Genomic DNA, 20,375 nt, shown 5'->3' with positions numbered 1-20,375 from the left:
AACATTTCTATAGCGAGATGGAAGATCTTAAATATCAAACAGGATATGGCCTTACTGAAAAGCACTATAATTTACTAAAAGACGAGGCCAAAAAAAACAATATTAAAATCGCTGTCCTTGTTAGGAAAATTTTAACACAAATGTTGAACAAAAAGCAATGGCTTGATACTTTAATAATAACTTCTAAACTGGAAGAAATACTAAAGAAAAAGACAGTAATTAGTCTCAATAAAGATATTTTCGATAAAATATGCTTACTGGTAAAAGAATTTAATATTTCAAGGTCGGCTATCATCAGAAGAGCAATAGAAGATTATTTTGAAGGATAACTGGATTTTAATTGTCATGCTCCATCTAGGCAGCATGACTTTTTTATTGGGGTGATTTTATGATCTACGTTATTTTAGAAGCGGAATCGCAAAGTTTATTAAAAGAATTTCATGAAACAGATTTTCAGGTTGAATTGGTGAATTCTGGTCAGGGCCCAAATTTAATAACAGAAGCAAGTAGGGTTCCAATAGATGTTTTGATACTAGATATAAACACAGGTCCAGGTTTAGGGGCAGCAGTATTAAGATACCGATTAAACAGGCCTGATACCAGAATAATACTATTAGCAGAAGATACTTTTCCTGGGAATGCTGAAGTTGCAAGAGTGGTACAGGCAGGCGTATATGATGTTATAACTGATATTAAGAAACTACCTGAAGTACTAAAAGAGGAACCTGCCAGATTGGATGTTGCAGCAAAGTGGTTAGATCCTGAATTATCTCCAGACACTAAAGAATTAAAAGAGAATAAAGTTATTGAAAAGATTATTGAAAGGAAAGTAGCTATCTGCCAGAGGCCAGTATATATAGGTGTTTGTGGTACTGCTCCAGGTGTAGGAACAACTATGGCAGCCTGTATCATTTCATGTTTTTTAGCCAATCAAAAATATAAAACAATCCTTATAGAAAATGGAGAGCCCAGCCTGGATATTATTACAGGTTTAGATTTATCGGAACCTAAACCATGGTTTCCATATTTAGACGTATGTAGAAATGAAACTCCAAGAGAATTTATTAAGGCTAGAAAATGGCAATATGTTGTGGTTGATCTGAGCGAAAAAAAACCTCAAGAAATAGTAGATGATTTTGATTTATTATTTGCAGTAATTCCACCCTTATCAAGATTTTCAAGAGCAAGAAGCTGGTTTAATATAAATAGAGACAATATAACTTATATAGTAGTGGGAAAGAAAAGAGAAACTAACGACATTTCAAAAGCTTGGATATACACCAACGACGATATGTCAAAAAAAATGAAAATAGAAATAGTTAATAAGGAAAATAGTGAATCATGGCCTCCATATTCAGATATTATGATGGGTCAATGCAGTAAATTATTAGCTGAAGTTCTTCCTGACAAGCCAAGAAGCAGCTTCAGATTTAAGTTACCCTTTGTTTCTTGCAAATCAGAGTATAAGTGATCTGGATAAAAACATGCGTTAACAGAGGCAGGTGATACTTAGCAATATATGGTATAATATTGAATTGTTAATAGCAAAAGATTCAAAAGGAGTGTTTTATAATGATGAAAAAGTTCTTTGTTATTTTATTAGTGATATTTATTTTCTTATCTTTTAATATTGTCGCACTTGCTGATGATTTAAAGCTTACAGATATAAATAATCATTGGGGTAAAGGGGTAATAGAAAAACTTATTTCAATTGGTTCTATATCTGGTTATCCAGACGGTACATTTAAACCAAATAACTCTATGACTGTCGGTGAATTTACAAAGGTGCTTATTACATCATTAGAAATAGACCCAGGTAATGCCGAAGGTGAGCATTGGAGTATGAATTATATTCGTGAAGCTGAAAGTAAGGATATTATAAAAAACGCTGAATTTAGCAACTACAATAAAAATATTACTCGTGGAGAAATAGCCAGGATGATAGTACGAACCATGACCGAGAGCTATCCTTCTAACATGGAGAAATATGCAGGACAGATAGCAGACTATAATCAAATATCTTCTGGTATGAAAGACTATGTCCTTAAAGCCTATGTAATGGGTATTATAACAGGTTATGAAGATGGGACTTTTAGACATAACGGAGAAGCTACTAGAGCAGAAGCTTCAGCAATGGTTATGAGAATGTTAGATGAAAGTGAAAGGCAAATACCTGGGTTAAAGGAAGAAGAACCTCAAGATGATAAAAACCAAGATAATGCAATTAAAGACATGACAGACTTTCCAAGCAAACCAGTAATAGAATTTGCAACCGAAAATATCCCTAAAATGTTTAGGTCAGATATAAAAGTAGAAAAGGCTTATATTGCTAGTTATGAAGATTTTCCTATAAAAATTGGTCATTATGAGCTACTTGATTTAGATATAATTATATCCGACATTAAAATAGAACCTGATACTGAAAGAAGTAACGTATTATTTGCTAAATTACTTGAGGGTAATTTATCTTCCATGGATTTAGGGTTTATTACAAATAATGATGATTTTTTTAGGCAAAGACGTTCATTTGGTTTTATTGATGAAGATTACAATACCATTTCTGAGGAAAATGGATATATGTTTTACCCAATCGCAAACAGCAGGGACAGTAATTTTGACAGTAACTTTAGAAATTTAGAATTATCAGATATAGATTATATTTACTTTCATGCCCATCAAGAAACCAAAGATATTTTAGTTATTCCAAATCCATTTTAGGCAAACTAAGGCCCTTCTTGAAAATAAATCGAGAAGGGCTTTTATTTATAAGGAAGGAGAGATAAAAACTTGTTTTTTAAAAATTACAGAAAAGAAATAGTTTGGCTCTTGCTATTATTTATGGTCTTTTCAATAATACTGCCATTGAGACCTCAACCAGTAAAAGCAGCAGTTGATGTACAATACTCTTTACATAATACAGCATATGACATATGGAAAAATACAGCAGGGGAGTGGGTACAGGGAAGTGGCTCAATAACAAGGCCAAACCAACCTGGAACACACATATTTAACAGTAACGTGCCTGGTGCATTATCAGATTATACCTTAGTTGATGTAATTAATATAGATGCTGGTTATGTTGATGATCCAAGGGTAATAAGTGCCTATAACCCAAATGTAAGAGATAATTTACAAGGCTTAAGTAGATGGATAGCAGTAAATAATACAGTAACAAATTTCTCTGCTTCAGGAACAAATGTATATATAACAGCTAATATAACTACTTTACCTAATGAGCAAGGGAGAGATATATCTCAAGAATGGCAGGGTGAACAAGTCGAAGGTGAAAGGACATACTTTTTCTACCTTTCTAAATGGGAAAAGGATGTAGAATTAGAAACTGGTGTAATAGCAGATTTTGACTTAAACCCAAAGGCATATGAATATCAAGACGTAGGATATGCTGACAGGGCAACATCTATCAATTCCCCGATAGAGTATAGAAAATTAACTATTTCGGGGGATAATGGATATTATAATGAAATTGAGAATAATACAAGTCCACTAATTAGGTTAAGAGAAGGTAATTATGCTTTTGAGCTTTTTGTAAGAAATGATGCAGGGGATACAGATACTAAAACAAAAAATATAGAAATTATTAAGGAAGGTGCAGTAGATAGCGAACCTATAGCTGTAATAAACGCCCCTGACACAGCAGCTATTAATGAAACATTTACTGTTAGTGCTAAAGGCAGTATAGCTTCAGCAGGAGCAAAAATAGTTAATTATAAATGGTATCTCGGAAGTAGTATTAACAACCTAACGCATAACAGTAGTTTTGATGGGTTGGAAGAAATATCGGCAAGCTATCCTTCTGAGGGTGATAGATTTTTTCGAGTAGAAATAACAGATACAGCTAGTAAACAAGCGGTTTCTAATGTAGCTGTAACAGAAGTTACAGATAACACACCAGTAGGATTATTTGCTGATTTAGAAATTCCTAATACCGTATGGGAAGGTGTTCCTTTTAAAGTATCTACGGATGAAAGTTATATAGAATATGGGGACGATATATTAACATTAAAAGAAGCCAGAGAAATGGGGTTGGTAAGGCATAGTTATGATTTTTCAACCAACTACACAGGGGATCTAGATTATTCTGGTGGAGAAATATATGTTGAAGAATTAGGTATGCAAAGCGGAACATTTACACTTAGATCAAGAGGTGAAAAGGATTTAGATACTGAAGCATTTGAGGTTCTACAAACTCCAGATACTTTTTTTACTATAAGCGGAGTCAGAAAAGAAAATAGAAGGTTGGTATTAAGTACCCATGCCACGAAAGCACATATAGATTATCCTATTAATCAATCAAAAACAGTTATTAAAATACAAAACACCACAACTAGTGAATTAAAAACACTAACGTCTACTCAAGGCTCTAGTGCAGGTAATATAAGAGCTAAAAGACTAATTGATAAAAGAGTGGAGTTTACAATCAAACAACCTGGTATTTATAGCGTTGAAGTCTATCAAGAAGATACCAGGGGTAAAAGCAGCACAAAAAGTGAAACACTTACAATTTTAGAGGACAAGCCACCAAAGGCAGATTTTATAGTGCCCGAAGTGAATTACAGAGATAGCAGTACTGGTAATGCTAAGATAAATATAACTAAAAAACATAGTTCTCCTGATGGGGATATAATAGAAGTGAAAAACTTAAGGTATAGGTATGATACTAAAAATGATGGTAGATTAGACAATGAAAGTTGGATAGCATTACCAGAGGATCAAGATGAACATGAAATTAATTTAGCAAATCGAGTAGGACAGGTGGAAATAGATTATTATGTAGAAGAAACATTTGATCATATTCCAGACCATGTAATAGGTAGTGATTTCTTAAGTAACAGGCAAACAAAGGTAGTAGAGATAGCCAATATTGCACCAGTTACTTCTTTTAATCTAATTAAAAGAGAAAAAGTTGATGCTGTTTTTTATACAGGCGAAAACGACATTCAGGGAGCTACTACTCAATCAATAGCACTAAGAGAAAGATTAAATAACAGAGAAGATATTATTGTAGATTTTTTAGCAGAAGCCAAAGAAGCTAACATGGGTAAAGCAGGGGTAGAATGGATAAATAAAAGCTCTATAACAAATAAAGAATTATGGGTTGATGGAAATATAGAAATAACTGAATTTAGCACAGATGAATATATGGTAATACGAGTTACACAAAGTAGGGGCATACCAGCAGATCCAGAAGCTTTAGGTTATTGGGCGGTATCTTGGGAAGATTTAGTACCTCTGTTTAAAATATCTCAGGAAATAGAAGGTTTACCGATAGGCTATAATAATAATGCTAATTATATAAGTGTGCTTGAGTATGAAAAAAATGGGCTACCAGAAACTATGTTTATTCTACAAGAGGGTTATAACAGATTTCATATTGTTGATTTTATAAATTCTAGAATCATTAAGTCATTTGAAACTGAGTTTAATATTGACTTTAATAATGATTTAAAACTAAACTCAGACGGAACAGCATTTGAAATAGTAAAAGATAATACCTATAATCAAATAAACATTAAAACTGGTAATACTACTTCACTAGAATTTCAAGGAGAATATATAACCCAAAAAGACGGTTGGGTATATTCTTATGTAACGGAAGGTTTTTATTATAATTATCGTGATTATTCTGATCCGTGGTATGTGTCTAATGCAAAAATAACATTAAGTATATTAAAAACTAGAATATCTGACAGTAAAGAAGAATTAGTACGCAAAAAAACTTTTCTAGGAGAGGAAGTTTTAACATCAGAACAACAACAACATCAAGAAGATTTAGTTGAAGAGTCTTGGGCTGCTTTTGCTGACTCATTTAGTGGTGATATATCATTAGATATTACAGCGTTTGAAGATAAAATAATTGTCGTTTATACCCCATATATTAGTAAATTATTAACATATAGGGATAATAGAGAAAGAGATGAAACTTTTCGTGCAGCTAGGACAAGGGTATTAACGTTAAATTATGCAGGAAATGTAGCTAATGATTATCAATTAAGAGAATGGGACAGTTATAGCTCAAGAAGCTATACACATTATGTTGAAAAGATGGCTTCTATAGGTGGAAAAGTACTGCATATGAGAGTTAGAATAAGGAATAATTATAATGGCAACATAATTGAACGACAAGGTTTTATTATAAATGAAGATGGCAGTTCATTTGGGGTGCATTATGATGTTGATAGTTATGCGTTTGGTGAAATAGACGGTATTCTGCAAGGCTCAGTTTATTATGGCGATACCGGAAATACTAATGATAGATATTGGGCTGAATATATAGGTGCTAAATTTCCAAGCGGAGAGAGCTTTTCATATTATTTAAGAGGTTCTTCAAGTAAACGACCATTACGTTTAAATACCATCCCTTTTAAGAGTAATAACGAAAAATATGTTGGTTTGGTAAGGACTGATCGTATTTCGGCCACTATATATGACCTTGTAACCCATGATTCTATGGAAATTGAGTTGAATCATGAAATGCAACAAAGAAGCGGTAGAATAATTCCCATTAATGATGATATGTTTTATGTGTTTGGACAAAAAGGATCAGCAGAAGTGAATTTTGCTACTAAAGAATATATATCTCCAGGAGCAGGGGACACACCTTGGATTGGTGAAGATGGGGACTCACCATCTGTTGCAGACTTTCCTGTTTATTCACCTGGGGGCAAGTATTGGGGCTTTAGATATTCTGACTGGTATACTGATAAAGGATTACTGAGCACATATAAACCAAATATAGGTTTTTACCATGATATTAAAAATAAATTAGTCACTACAATATTTAGAAGCGAAACTCTAAATAATTATATTGTGACAATAACAAAAGAGCCAATAATCTTATACCAATATCAGATAGATGAACTTTCTAATTTAGCAAATAATAGAAACGCTAAATTTATTTTTATGGGTAGTGAAGCTAATCGAATTGCAGGAGAGAGCTTAGCAAATGCAACTGGTGGTATATTTATGACATACAGTACCATTAATAATGCTTTTAATAGCGTAGAAAACTTTATATCAGGAGAACTTGAGGATATTGGTAATGAATTAACAATATACGCAAAAAAAGGTGAAAATATTGTTTATAATAAATTTTATAGTGATTTAGAAGGTGATAGTCATTTAATATCTGGCAGCAAACCTTGGGAAAGATGGAGGTATAACCATGTAGTATATCCTGAAGGAAGAATAGCACAACATAATACTTCAAATAATATTGCCACCTGGTTATCAAAACCTTTAGAGACAATTAACAGAAATGGAGAGTTTCTTGTAGATTTTGTTAGGATGGACAATCCTCCCCCTTCTACTAGTTCATATGTTGATTATAGAAAGGTATCTAAGACTACACCTGTCCGTATAATAGTAACTGGTGAAGAAAATATACCTGAAACAACAATAGAACCAACTGTAGAAGTAGATATTTCAGGGGTTACTAGTACTAATGGAGACTTTTTAATTAACAATAGGGTTGATTTCAATATAACTATTATCGAAGGTACGCATAAAATAAATCCATCGTCTTTAAATATTAGTCTTAATACCAACAAATTTAGACCAACTGTTAATGAACACGCCTTGCCTGTTATATCAAGTACAAATGATAGTGGTGTATATAATTTGAAGTTTTCTAGATTATTTACACATGAAGAAAGTCCAAGGCTTACTGTTAGTGTCGAAGATGCCAATGGAAATGAATACACCAAACAAAGTCAAATATTTAGCATAAAGGATTATGCTGGTCCAACAGCTAAATTTAGCCTAGAGCAGATTAGAGAAACTAATGAAAATAGGATGACAACATTCCGACTAATTGACAATTCTACGAAAGGATTTCATGACATTGGTGATAGAAAACACCTTCAAGTAATTGAAGAAACAGATGCCCTATTATATGCAAATGAAGATGGAGAACTAGAGATTTTCGGCTACGGAGAATTTATTTTTAAACAAAAAGTAACAGATTCTTATTCTATAGGTATGGGGCTAAATGGTGAGTATTTAGACGATTACAGAGTATTTAAAGAGGATACAGAGCTTATTGTTTTGAATATACCTAAGCCTATGCCAGAAATAGAATATGCTGTTTTGCCTAATATAATATTAGTTGGGGAAACAATAGGACACAACATTAATATTATTGAAGGAGAATATGCTGAATACTCCTTTGTACACCATTATAACTATTATCAAAATGGACATGGAATATATAGTGGCTACAATCATCCAGTAGATCCCAATAATCCAACTGGTGCTGAATTAGAGGCTAATAAATCATTAGTACCTTTGTCTGAGCTTACTAAAAAAGGACAATATGATTTTTATGTTAGAGCTGTTGATTTTGAAGGAGATACTTCAGATTGGGTTTATGGAGGCACGGTATATGCATCTAGTGAGCCTGTTTCAGATTTTACCTTAGCTTCATCAGCACAAGTAGATACAGATAATGGTGAATATATCTTCATAGATGGAAGACCTATAACAGTTAATAACTTATCTTATAATGAAGATTATGAAGATACCATAACAAACCATGGGATCAGTAATTACAAGCTCGAATATAAAAATGTTACTGATAGTGATAATGAGTGGAATATAATTAAAGACTTTCAAGATACAGTTCAATGGGTATCATCTTCAAACTTGCCTGTTATAAGTGAAAACGGAGTATATGAGGTAAGGCAAACAATAGGAAGTCCTGAAGGTTTCTTTCATTCCACTACAAAAGAATTTGTAGTATTAGATTTTCGGTTAGAAGCAGAGCTTGATCCAGGAGAAATACATTCAGGACAAGAATATACAATTAAAGCTACAGTATCTAAAGATGCAAATGGAGTAGTAGCTAAAAACCACCTAGAAGAATGGGTAACATTAACTAAAACTGGTGAAGATGCGGATAACTTTTACTATGAAATTAAAATAACAACCTTGGAGACATTACCAGATGGTATATATCCAATTGAAGTTTATGGTATGTATCCTTATGGACTAGAATTAAAAGAAGTTCTTGAATTAACAGTAGATACCCCATTAGAGCTAAGCAGTAATATTGTTGGTGTAGGAAATCAGGAATATATCGACAATAATCTAAGTGGATCACAACAAGACAGTAGATATATAAAAGTTCCTTCAAGTGAGAAAATTGAGATTGCTGCAGAGGTTACTTCTCCTATACCAATTTCAGAAGTTACAGCTAAGCTGGAAGGTGATACTGAAATAATCTTAACATATGATTCTGAAACAGAATTATATGTAGGGGAAATGCAGGTGTCAAAATCAGATAAGGATTATTATGAGCTAAATATTACAGCTACTATAGTAAATGGGAGTACCGCTACTCATATTCACAAAGTTATGGTGAATACACCTATAGATTTAACTCCAAAAATAGTAGACAAGACCAGCAATATTGTATTAACTATGGATAGTGATTTTAATGTATCTACTTCTAATAGTCCATACGCACAAAGCGTTAGCGTAAGATTTCCTTTTGAAGTAAAAAACACAGCACAATCAATAACCTATCCAGCTAATACCTGGATTTTGCTAAATGGGAGTATAGGAGATGTAGAATATAATAACTCATTTTATTTACCATCTGTAAAAAATGATGGAACAGTTAATGTAATAGAAAATCAAACACATATAGTGCAGTTTAGGGCATATGCAATAAACCATACCCCTAGTAATCCTAATATGGAAATTAGACAGTTAACTGTAACAACTATAGGTATGAAGGTAGAAGATTTAAGAATGATTTTTACAGGAGATATAAGCTGGTACGATTATTATTTTGATAGCAATAACAATTTCAAAGATGGAACAAATATATATATCAACACTATGCCAGTAAATAACATTAAAGCAGGATATAACGTATATTACATGCTAAAATCCAAAGGTTTAGAAAATCCTGATGATATTGTGGAGTATGTGGATGTTGATATAAGTTATAATAATGCCATTTCTGACTTAAAACCTATGCATCAATACAAAAGATTTATCAACATTAATACTTTATCTAAAGCGAGAGAGTATCAATTAGAAGGGGAATTTAACAGTCTAGATAGCAATGAGCAGCTATGGGTTCTAGAGTACACTACCCCAATTAATGCACCGTCAGGCACCAGGGTATATTTTAATATAACTGCCTATAAAGATAGTGCAGCATACAACCTAAATGAAAACACAACATCTTCTGATTGGGGCGGTAATATAGGAAATGTATTGTTGCTGCAAGGTAATATTAGAGAGGATATAGGTTCTAGTGTCAGCCATTAAATTTAAGAAACTAATATTATCGGTCGGTATTCTATAAAGATATCGACCCATATTGTATTTTTAGGGAGGTTAACACATGCACAGAAGAATGTATTTGTATTTAGCAATTTTCTTTTTGGTTATTTTTGGGTTATTTTTCTTTTACGAAAAATATCGGATACCTGAAATATCTGCCAGCTTGACAGAAAGAGAAATGACTAAGGTTGCTTTTGTTGTTTCAGATATTCCTAAAGGAACGATTATTACAGAAGAGATGCTATATGACAAAGACACAATAATTTACAAGAAAGTGGATATTGATAATATATATAATGAACCTTTGGTTGAAATAGAGAAATTGCTGGGAAGAAAGGTAACCATGGATATACCTGCAGGGGTATATTTAATTGACGATTTTTTTGTCGGGGATGAGAAAAAAATTAATAAGGGTAAAGTATTATATGCTTTTCCGGTATCTAACCATAATTCTGTAGCCAGGAAGGTTAGGCCAGGAGATGTTGTAGCTGTAAGGGTTAGATACTCAGATCCTTCCCCGAGTGAAGTTGTTGTACCTTCTATTGTTATTGAAGATATTACTGACTCGGCAGGGGTTTCAGTTTTAGAGTCTGAAAGCCAAAGCTTAGATTGGGCTGTGGTCTGGGTTACAGAGGAAGAACTGGCTCTTTTAGAAGAAGCCAGAAAAAATGAATTATTTATGACTTTGTATTAAGGAGGGTTTCTATGGGTAAAATCGTATCTTTTTGGAGTATGAAATCAGGATGGGGAGCATCTAGTTTATTAGCTTTATTAGCTCATCTCTTGTCTGACTCAAATGAAGGAAAAATATTATGCGTTAATGCTAACTATAGTAATAAATATCTTGATAAAATTCTTAATTCAAACAATAAAAATACAATAGATGATTTATTGGTGTTATTAAAATCAGGAGACTTAAATAGAGGTCTCCTGAAGTCTTTTACATCAAGGGTAAAAGGTACAAATATAGATTTTATTTCAGGAAGTGAGGTTGAAAGTCATTTAAATAACCACTTAAAAAATAAGGTATTAGTAAGCAGTTTCTTTGATTTATTGAGGGCTGAATATAGCTTAGTTTTATTAGATCTAAATTCGGATATCTCTAATTCTATTTTAAATTCATGTTTAGATTGTTCGGATGTTAACATAGCTGTGATCAAACAGGATAAGCATTCTATATTGGATAGAATTATGTATCTTAATAGAACAGATCTAAGATTCGATTATGGATTAATCAATTGTTATGATACTTCTCTTGGTTTATTAAAAAATGAGTTTAATGCTTTAAAGCTATGGAAAATGTCTTTTGAACTACCATATTGTAGTGATTTTTTAGAAGCAATTAATGTGGGTAATCTTAAAGCTTATGCGAATAAGACAACGGATTTAGACATGGAATTACTTAAGCTGATGGAGGATTTAATAGATAAATATTCTTTAAGAAAGTCAAATAGAGCTCAGGTTTTTAAGGGGTTTAAATTATTTAAGTTTTAAGTAAAGGAGGAATCATATGGATGCCTTTTATAATATAGTAGATTTTGTTAAAGAAGAATTACAGAAAAATGAAGGTATGCTGGGAGAGGTATTAAATAAATTAACAACCAAAGCTGTTCAGGGGGACATTAAGGCCAGGGAAGTAATTAAAGAAAAAATTAAGCTTTGTTTATTGAAGAATAGTATGGACGAAGCTAGAACATCTGATATTGTGAAAAAGTATTGCAGATTAACTAATTTTACTTTTCAAGATAAAAATCTTCATTTCGTAGACATGTTAACACAAATTATTTATCAGGAAGCTTATGGGCTTTCTGTTATTGATGAGTTAGCTACTTCCGAATTAAATGAAATAGGGACTACGAGATTTGATTATATATGGGTGCAAAAGTCAGGTGTAAAGTACAAGATGCCTTTTAGATTTATTGATGAGAAGCATTATGAGAATATTATTGTGAACAGGTTGTCAGCTTATAAAAAAAAGCATGATCTAAATTCAATTAATCCGTATTATCTTGGGGAGCGAATAAATGGTAGCCGGATAACAATAACAGTACCACCTTTTAGTGGTCATGTTGCAGGTAATATTCGTAATTTTGATTTAAAAAATCTTAAGGATGAGGATCTTATTACCGGAGGTGCTGGATGGGATTTTATAGAGTTTCTTGAAAATATATATCCGGGTAGACCAAATTTTTTAATTATAGGAGGACAGGGGGTAGGAAAGTCTACTTTGCTTCGTTATATGGCCCGTTTTATTACAGATAATCTTGGGATAGGTACCATAGAGAATTCTTTTGAGCTTAATTTGGATAATTACTATCCTTTAAAGAATATTATTAAACTTTGCGTAACAGATAGCCTTGATATTCATGAGTGTTTCAGGATCATGCTCAAGCAAAATCGAGACATAATTTTTAATGGAGAAATTTCTCATCCTGGGGAGGCTATTGAAACTTTAAATGCCATGTCTAGGATGGCTAAGGGTAGTGGAGGGACCTTTCATTCTTCAAGCCCATTGAATGCAATCTATGATTTTAAAAATCTATTAATGAGTAGTGGTTATTATTCTAGTGACAATGCTGCACTTTTTGATGTTGTTAGGGCTGTTGATTTGATTATTGAGCCAAGAATAGACTTTAAAACGGGTAAACGATTTCTAAATAAGGTGACGGAGGTTAAAGAGTATCCAAGGGAAAACAACTTTGAGTTAATTGATATATGGAGTTGGGATAAAACTGCAGCTAGGCTGGTGCCTGCAAGTGAAAAGCTGTCAAATGATTTACAGCATAAGTTACTAGATTTTGATTGTTGCTCAGAAAACATTAAACGAATTAATGATATTTTGAGAGGCAAAAGGGGTGTGAAAGGTGATGTATCATAATTATATTTATATACCCTTAGTCTTGTGTTTGGTGTATGTGGTATTTTATTTGAATAGTAATTTCCTGTTTAATGGATTTCCTTACAAACGCTTAACCAGGCTTGATATACTTTTTAACAGGTTTTTATTTATTAGGAGGCTTAGAGTTTATATAGCTAATAAGCTGTTGTTAATTAATCTAGATATGAATAAAACCAACTTTTTGCCTTCGATGCTTTTACTTTTATATTTTATGTTAATAGCTGCAGGTATTGGAGCAGCCTTTTTTTATGGGGCAACATGGTATGTGTCTATTTTGATTATATGTTGTTTTTGTACGGTGCCCGTTCTCACGTTCAATTTATTTGTTGATTATTTTCTTAAAAAAATTACCAATGAGTTACCTCTGGCAGTAGAAGAAATATCTGAGGGGTTTAAGGTGACTGATACATTAAATGGGGCTATTAGATATGCTTTACCTACTATGGATAAGCACAGCTTTGCTTTATTTAAAAAACTTTCTTATTATATGGAGCATGAAGATCCGGAAAGATGTATCAATAAATTTTTAATAAAGACTAATAATAGATGGTTAAATATGTTGGGTGTGATTTTTTTGACTTATTCTCAAAAGGGCGGTGATCTGTCTCGACATTTAGATTATTTTGTGGATGTTATTTCCTGCTTTTTTATAAACAGGGAAAAAAATAAATACGCTCTTTTTATGGCCAAGGCATTACTTGTTGTTTTTATATTGAATATTCCAGTAGCAATGAGTATGATGTCGTCCTTATTTCCGGCTGCTAGCATTATTTATACAACAGATACCAGAGCAATTAATCTCATTGCTCTCTGTATAGTACTTTCTTTTGTTAGTTTTATAGCCTTACTGTTTATTGAAAGGAGGTAGGTCCCATTATTAATAAATTATTATTTATCCCCATGTTACTTGCATTGATATTTTGGAGCTTGTATTTGTATAGAGCTGTTACTCAAAGATTTTTTAGGATATCATTTAGAAGATTTATTTTATTACTGTTTAGGAGGTTTTATGGTAGCAAATATTTTGACTATAAGGAAATAAAGCTAAAGAAAGAATTTTTTAATGCAAGGCTAGATTACAAAAAAAGAGATTTATATTACTATCTTCCAAAATTAATATTACCAATAATTATAGCTGTATTAATGTTTGGAATCTTAACTACAAATTTAAATTTGAGGAGAGCTGAAGTTCTGGCTGATTTTAATTTTGGTGTGGATAGTAATTCTAAGGTATCTTTGTTTGGTATAACTTCTGATGAGTCTCAAGCGTTAAAATCAAAGGAAACCTACTTGATGAAGTATATTTTTAATAATATTGACTCTTCTCAATATAATAACCTTAATCATTCGGATAGAATTGAGTATGTTTCCGATATTATTGCCTTGCAATATGATTTAGATGATGATACTGAGCTTTATCTTACAGCTGAGAAAGCTATAGCTAAATATTATGTTTTAAATAGTATTGGATATGGTGTGAACCATATCTTTTCTATTCTATTATCCTTAATTCTTGGATTTTTTGCTGTAGATCTTATTTTATTCCTCTTAAAGCAATGGTATATATCTGTCATTGCTGATGAAAATGAAAAGCTTGAAATGCTGACAGTTCTGGTTGGTGAAAACATAAACTCGACCACGGAAGATATTTTAAATGTATTAATATCTAACTCAGTAGTTTTTAAGCCTTATTTGCAGAGTATTAGCCGTGAATACTATTCTGATAATACCAAGGCTTTGTTAATGTTAAACAATGTTCCTTATGCACAATTTAGGATGCTAGCTAAGACATTGATTTCCTATAGAAAGGCAAATAAAGATAAAGCAATTGCTAATTTAAAGCGACATTTAGAAAGAAAGAAAAAGAGGCAGATGAATAAAGAGGAATTTTTGATCAATGTAAAGACCTATATTGCTTTAGGTTTAATGATTCCTCCTTGTTTATGCCTCTTATTGCTGTGGTTTTATCCTTTGTTAATTATATTTTCAAATCTTACTTTTTGAGGCAATTATTAAGAAAGAGGGCAGTAGTGCAGTTCTAAAATAAATATTGAAAGGAGTTTTTTTATGTCTAAATTACTGGCTATTGTATTGGTCCTGGTTTTAACTGTTTACATGGGAGTTAGTGTTTTTATTAGCGGTAATTCTTCAACTGGTGATAAGGCTATTATGCCTACTATTCACGAAACTGCTAATGACTCCATTAAAAATCTGCAAGATCTAAATGATACACTAAGTAATCTTGAATAGGTAGGAAGGGGAATAAAATGGATAATTATTTATCAATTATTGTAATGCTAGTTATTTGTACTATACTTGTTGCCGGCTTTTTGTTTGGCAGTGATGGTAATCCGGGCGCTATAGAAACTACTCAAAACACAACTAATAATATGGTTAATGTTATTGATAGTATAAATAGCACTATTCCTGTTGATTGATCTATATGTATTATTATATTTTTCCGGTCAGGTGCTTATGTAATCTGCAGTTGGCCGGATTACATTTCATAGGGGAGGAGGGTTTACTTGGTTAGAAAATATTTATTCAATCACAAAGGCAATTCTCAACTTCTGGTTTTTATAGTTCTTTTGATACCAGTTACACTCATGCTTTCTTTGTTTATGGTTATAGGAGAGTATTGGAAAAGATCTACTGCTCTAGATAATCTAAATTCTAGATTGGTAAGCACTATCAATAAAAAGGGTGTTACTGAATTATCAGGCAGTAGTTATGACATATCGGATATTGAGGATATTTTAGATACATTTGATGAGCAAATTTATAACCTATTAGGGGATGCTGAGGTGACCTTTTATGGAGCTGTAAATGAACAAAATATTAACGGCTTTAATGATGAACAATTTAAAAGTATCATTAGAAACTATGGGTTGGGCAGAAATGATGGTAGGCAAGATATTGTGGGCGTACGAGTTACAGGCTTAAATCCGGCCCTTTTGGATCGTGTTTTGCGTGTGTCGGTAGGATGGTTTTTTTATACGGGTGAAAATATTTTATACAAAAGCTTTATAATTGGTGAGGTGCAGCCGTGGTTGGAATAATTTCTAGCAATAGAGGATGGACCGGATTGTTTGTTATGTTCATTTGCTTTTTGTTGATAGGTACTGTTCTCATGGTTTCAACTTTTACGATTGGTAGTACAAGCTTTAGTAAAAGTCATTTACAAAATATTTTAGATCTGGCAATAGATAGGGCTGTTCTGGAGCTTGAATATGATAAAGATGCTTCCTTATATGCCCTGGGAGAAGGGTATACTATCTCAGGGCAAGAAACCAACCATTTCTTAAAGATAGACAGGCTAAGGGCGGAGGAAAAATTCTTTGATGAAATAGCGAGAAATTTAGATATCTCAAAGGTTGAGTTTATTCTCTTGACTCCAATAAACTTTGATGGTGGTACTGAATACACAATCGTTTTAGATGGGGTAAGCTATTATGTAAATAGTATACAAGAATTATCACAACGTATTAATGACCATATAAGCAGTACGGATAAAAGCTATGTTATAAATATTGAAAATAGTATAATTGATAAGCCAACATATTGTGCTGTTATTGCCGCTCATTTGCCGTTATCCTATTCTAAACCAATTATTTTACATTCTTTTGGTGGGGGGCAATCTTTTAGAAAATATTAACTAACTGCACTTTGACCATCCGCAGTATGGGCAGTATGAGCATCCCGATTCTGGCACCATCTCTTGTTCACATTCGGGGCATTTATGTTCATTCATAATATCATCTCCTGGGACTTTGATGGGATAATTATAGCAGAACACTAGTTCGCTATGCAAGAGATAAATGTTGGTTTTTTTGATTGACAAAGTTAACTACAATTAGCCTTTTTATGAATGTATGTATGTTGCAAACCTGTTTTTTCAGGTGATATAATAGTAACTGATAAATGGTTAATAGAGGTGGGTTATGGTAGTTATCAAAGGAGTTTTGCAAGATGAGCTTGAAAGGCAAAATAGAATGCTACGTGCTTATCAGAAAAAAGCTGTCTTATTGCCTAAAGGTAGTGTGGTAAACAAAAATATAAGAGGAAAAGAATATTTTTATTTGCAGTATAGGGATGGGGAAAAGGTAGTTAGTAAATATATACCAAATAACGAGTTTCCCGTAATTAACTCTAAAATTGAGGAAAGAAAAAAAATAGATAAAATAGTTAGTGATATAAAAAAGGAAATTAAATTTATTGAAAAAGCATTAAAGATAAAAATTTAATGGGTTGCTCCAGATCTTATTCTTGTAGGAAACTGGGCTGAGATATTTATGAGTGTGCTTATTATAAGGATTATAAAGCTATTAGAAAGATGAATTCAAACCAAGGATAATTATATATAATATCAAGGTATAAAAGCATAAGTAAAATAGAATACGAAGATATGGAATAAATTATTTAAAGTTGCTGGTAACCAGCAGCTTTTTTAGTTTAGGTAAGTTTAGGGGGTGAAGGATTGGATTTTAAATTAGGTGAGATAGTTTGGGTATATTACCAAAAGCGCGACAAAGGCAATAGTGCAGGTAGTAAAAGAAAAGGTAAAATAGTTGGTATATATGAAAACTTCGTACGTGTGTACATTTTTGCTAACTCGGATCCTCATAGAGGGTGGCATGAGTGTTTTTTATATATAGATCTTAAGATAGAGTATTACAAATTAGTGAGGATTGATTCTGTGAGTAGTAGTAATCCAAAAAAACAGAGATATGCTGGAAAGGTGGCAATATAACAATGGGACCAAAGAATAAAGATGAGGTTTTTAATAAGGCCTTAGGCGGTGAAATAAGCACATATATACAGCCTATTATAAACCTACAAGCAAATAGTATTGAAGGTTGGGAAATGCTAACCAGGGGGCCGTTAGGAACTACATTAGAAATGCCTAGCAGGCTCTTTTCATATGCCAGGAGAAAGAAAAAGATGCGTCAGTTAGAATACCAATGTTTAAATAACAGCTTAATGGCTACACAGATGTTAAATTCAAAAAGTAAAGTTTTTATTAATATTTCTTCTTTAATATTTTGTGAAAAACTCGATATGATAACAAACTATGCCGCAGATCTAAACAACTGCAGCATAGTTTTAGAAATAACTGAAAGCCACAAGTCAAATATAAGCAGAGTAATAGATGCTGCAAACTGGTATAAATCTAAAGGAATATCTATTGCGGTAGATGATGTTAGTAGTGGATACGATAGATTAAAAAATATCTTATATGTAAAACCTGAGTATTTTAAATTGGAAAGAGATTTAATTATGGATTGCCATAAAAATATTGATAAAAGGATCATGATAAAATCATTGTTGTTAATGGGTAACAAGTTAGGTTCAAGGGTAATAGCTGAAGGAGTTGAAACTAAGTATGAAGTTAATATTCTTCGTTCTCTTGGTGTAAAGCTATGTCAGGGTTACTATTTCTCGAAACCATTTCCAGCTGTCACTCTTAAAGATATCACGACAGCAAATATAATTTGAGGGGGAAAGATATATGTCTAAAATATTATTAAATGAACAGTCCTTAGTAATAAATCCATCATTAGCAAGGGCAGTAGGTTTAAATGAGGCTATAATTATTCAGCAATTATACTGTTTACTTGAAAACAGTAATAATTCTTATGAGGGAAAGACTTGGTTGTATATCACATACGCAGATTGGCATAAGTATTTACCATTTTTCTCAGAAAGCACGATTAGGAGAATTATTAAGCGTTTAGAAAAACTAGAAATAATTATTTCTACAAATAGATTTAACAAGATGGATAGTGATAACACAAAATGGTATACCATTGACTATGAAACTTTAGACGGCATCTTTAAAGACAAGAATATAGAAAATGGATTTAGAGCACAAGATCAAGATGTTTCTGGCCTGAATAAGTGTATGAAAATGGCACCTAATAAGATTGAACAGACTGAAAAACCAAGACTTCCTGAATTAAAGTCAGATGATAAAAAGCCATCAACAGTAGTGCTTAACCAAAATGGATTTACACTTTGTTCAAAATGCATAGATGGACAAACCGAGTTGGGCAATCTAGACACAGGAACCCCTGCATATATAAAATTACAATCACAGAAAAAATTTGAAAAGAATTGTATGAGCATATTAAATAGTGGAAGTAAGAGAGGATTATGGAATGTAAATAGTTTTATTAGTCTTTTTTATCATTTTAATGATGTGGATGTTGGGTTAGTTAGAAAACTAATGTTAACCAAGATAGAGAGCTGTACCGGGGTACCTGCTTAGGCCGTAGAGGGGAAATATACCTTCTGCGGTCTTTTTATATAACAAGTAATTAGGGGGTTTCTATTATGTCTGAAAACAAAATCGTCATGGAAGGGATTTACAGCCATGGTTTTGGGGTGTTGGCCAAAAAAATAATGCGAGATAGTACTTTGAGAGTAGGCCCTAAAGCTCTATATTCTTATCTAATTACTTTTGCTGGTGCTGGAGTAGAAGCCTTTCCTAAGAAATCTACTATCTGTAAAGAGTTGGGTATTCATCCCGAAACTTATAACAGTTATCTCTCTGAGTTAATTAAAAGAGATTTGATAAGAGTAGAGCCGAGAAGAAATAATAAAGGCCATTTTATAGGCAACCTTTATAAAATAATTACTGTCCCTGATCCAGTAGAAAATAAAGAAGAAAAACCACATCCCGAAAAAAACCGTATCCGGAAAAAGACCGTATCCCGAAAAAAACCGGATACGGTTAAAACCCCTATACATAATAACAACAGTAGTTCTTTTAATAATAACAGTAATACAATAAACAACAACGCAAATGAAGAATTAGAAGCGGAACAAAAAGTGAAGATAAAAAATGTTGTTGTTGATAAAAGCCAGGAAGATTATTTGGAAAAAGTATCACAGGAACTTAATTGCGATATTAAACTAATTTTAAGTTTAACAAAAGAATTCTCTTTCTCCTTTGTGAAAGAAAAATTAGAATTAGCGAAACAAACAAGTATATCTAAAAATATTAATGGATGGATAAGGAAAGCTGTAGAAGAAGATTGGATACAACAAAGTTCAAGTAAAAATATAAGGGAGGAAACATCGGAGATACAAGCTAAAGATGATAAATTTAAAGCTATTTATATTACTTAATTGGACCTGTTTGATTAATATTATTTTTGAG

General features: G+C 32.4%; 17 protein-coding genes. All 17 read left to right on the top strand.

Going from position 1 to position 20,375, the window contains the following annotated elements:
- Positions 1–17 precede the first annotated feature (17 nt).
- The 17 genes from APF76_04885 (at position 18) to APF76_04805 (ending at position 20,344) form a co-directional block, all read left to right on the top strand.
- Positions 18–329 (top strand): hypothetical protein, encoded by a 312-nt coding sequence (locus APF76_04885; GenBank protein KUO52374.1) that lies wholly within the window; start codon positions 18–20, stop codon positions 327–329.
- 59 nt (positions 330–388) lie between these two features.
- Entirely contained in the window at positions 389–1,471 is a 1,083-nt protein-coding gene (locus APF76_04880) for a hypothetical protein (GenBank protein KUO52373.1), read from the top strand.
- A 101-nt stretch (positions 1,472–1,572) separates the two neighbouring features.
- Entirely contained in the window at positions 1,573–2,718 is a 1,146-nt protein-coding gene (locus tag APF76_04875) for a hypothetical protein (GenBank protein ID KUO52372.1), read from the top strand.
- Positions 2,719–2,787: 69 nt separating this feature from the next.
- Positions 2,788–10,299 (top strand): hypothetical protein, encoded by a 7,512-nt coding sequence (locus APF76_04870; protein KUO52371.1) that lies wholly within the window; start codon positions 2,788–2,790, stop codon positions 10,297–10,299.
- Positions 10,300–10,375: 76 nt separating this feature from the next.
- Positions 10,376–11,008 carry a hypothetical protein gene (locus APF76_04865; protein KUO52370.1) on the top strand — a complete coding sequence of 211 codons (633 nt, stop codon included), beginning with the start codon at positions 10,376–10,378 and terminating at the stop codon, positions 11,006–11,008.
- An 11-nt stretch (positions 11,009–11,019) separates the two neighbouring features.
- The gene (locus APF76_04860; protein KUO52369.1) at positions 11,020–11,808 is read left to right on the top strand and encodes a hypothetical protein; all 789 of its coding nucleotides are present in this window, start codon (positions 11,020–11,022) and stop codon (positions 11,806–11,808) included.
- A 16-nt stretch (positions 11,809–11,824) separates the two neighbouring features.
- A complete protein-coding gene (locus tag APF76_04855) occupies positions 11,825–13,192 on the top strand; it encodes a hypothetical protein (protein KUO52368.1) in 1,368 nt (455 codons plus the stop codon).
- On the top strand, positions 13,182–14,081 hold the full coding sequence (locus tag APF76_04850) for a hypothetical protein (GenBank protein KUO52367.1): 900 nt from the start codon (positions 13,182–13,184) through the stop codon (positions 14,079–14,081). Before APF76_04855 ends, APF76_04850 begins: the two co-directional genes overlap by 11 nt.
- A gap of 65 nt (positions 14,082–14,146) precedes the next feature.
- On the top strand, positions 14,147–15,217 hold the full coding sequence (locus APF76_04845) for a hypothetical protein (GenBank protein KUO52366.1): 1,071 nt from the start codon (positions 14,147–14,149) through the stop codon (positions 15,215–15,217).
- 63 nt (positions 15,218–15,280) lie between these two features.
- A complete protein-coding gene (locus tag APF76_04840) occupies positions 15,281–15,463 on the top strand; it encodes a hypothetical protein (GenBank protein ID KUO52365.1) in 183 nt (60 codons plus the stop codon).
- A gap of 275 nt (positions 15,464–15,738) precedes the next feature.
- Positions 15,739–16,272 (top strand): hypothetical protein, encoded by a 534-nt coding sequence (locus tag APF76_04835; protein ID KUO52364.1) that lies wholly within the window; start codon positions 15,739–15,741, stop codon positions 16,270–16,272.
- Positions 16,260–16,868, top strand: coding sequence for a hypothetical protein (locus APF76_04830; protein ID KUO52363.1), 609 nt, complete (start codon positions 16,260–16,262; stop codon positions 16,866–16,868). Before APF76_04835 ends, APF76_04830 begins: the two co-directional genes overlap by 13 nt.
- 286 nt (positions 16,869–17,154) lie before the next feature.
- Positions 17,155–17,457 (top strand): hypothetical protein, encoded by a 303-nt coding sequence (locus APF76_04825; protein ID KUO52362.1) that lies wholly within the window; start codon positions 17,155–17,157, stop codon positions 17,455–17,457.
- A gap of 233 nt (positions 17,458–17,690) precedes the next feature.
- On the top strand, positions 17,691–17,963 hold the full coding sequence (locus APF76_04820; GenBank protein ID KUO52361.1) for a hypothetical protein: 273 nt from the start codon (positions 17,691–17,693) through the stop codon (positions 17,961–17,963).
- A 2-nt stretch (positions 17,964–17,965) separates the two neighbouring features.
- Positions 17,966–18,709, top strand: coding sequence for a hypothetical protein (locus tag APF76_04815; GenBank protein KUO52360.1), 744 nt, complete (start codon positions 17,966–17,968; stop codon positions 18,707–18,709).
- A gap of 13 nt (positions 18,710–18,722) precedes the next feature.
- Positions 18,723–19,481, top strand: a complete 759-nt coding sequence (locus APF76_04810; protein ID KUO52359.1) for a hypothetical protein — start codon at positions 18,723–18,725, stop codon at positions 19,479–19,481.
- Positions 19,482–19,546: 65 nt separating this feature from the next.
- Positions 19,547–20,344, top strand: coding sequence for a hypothetical protein (locus APF76_04805; protein ID KUO52358.1), 798 nt, complete (start codon positions 19,547–19,549; stop codon positions 20,342–20,344).
- Positions 20,345–20,375: the final 31 nt, after the last annotated feature.

The organism is Desulfitibacter sp. BRH_c19, assembly GCA_001515945.1.
Taxonomy (GTDB): domain Bacteria; phylum Bacillota; class DSM-16504; order Desulfitibacterales; family Desulfitibacteraceae; genus Desulfitibacter.
Note: the sequence above shows the minus strand (reverse complement) of the source record. Positions and strands in the feature narration are given on the sequence as shown.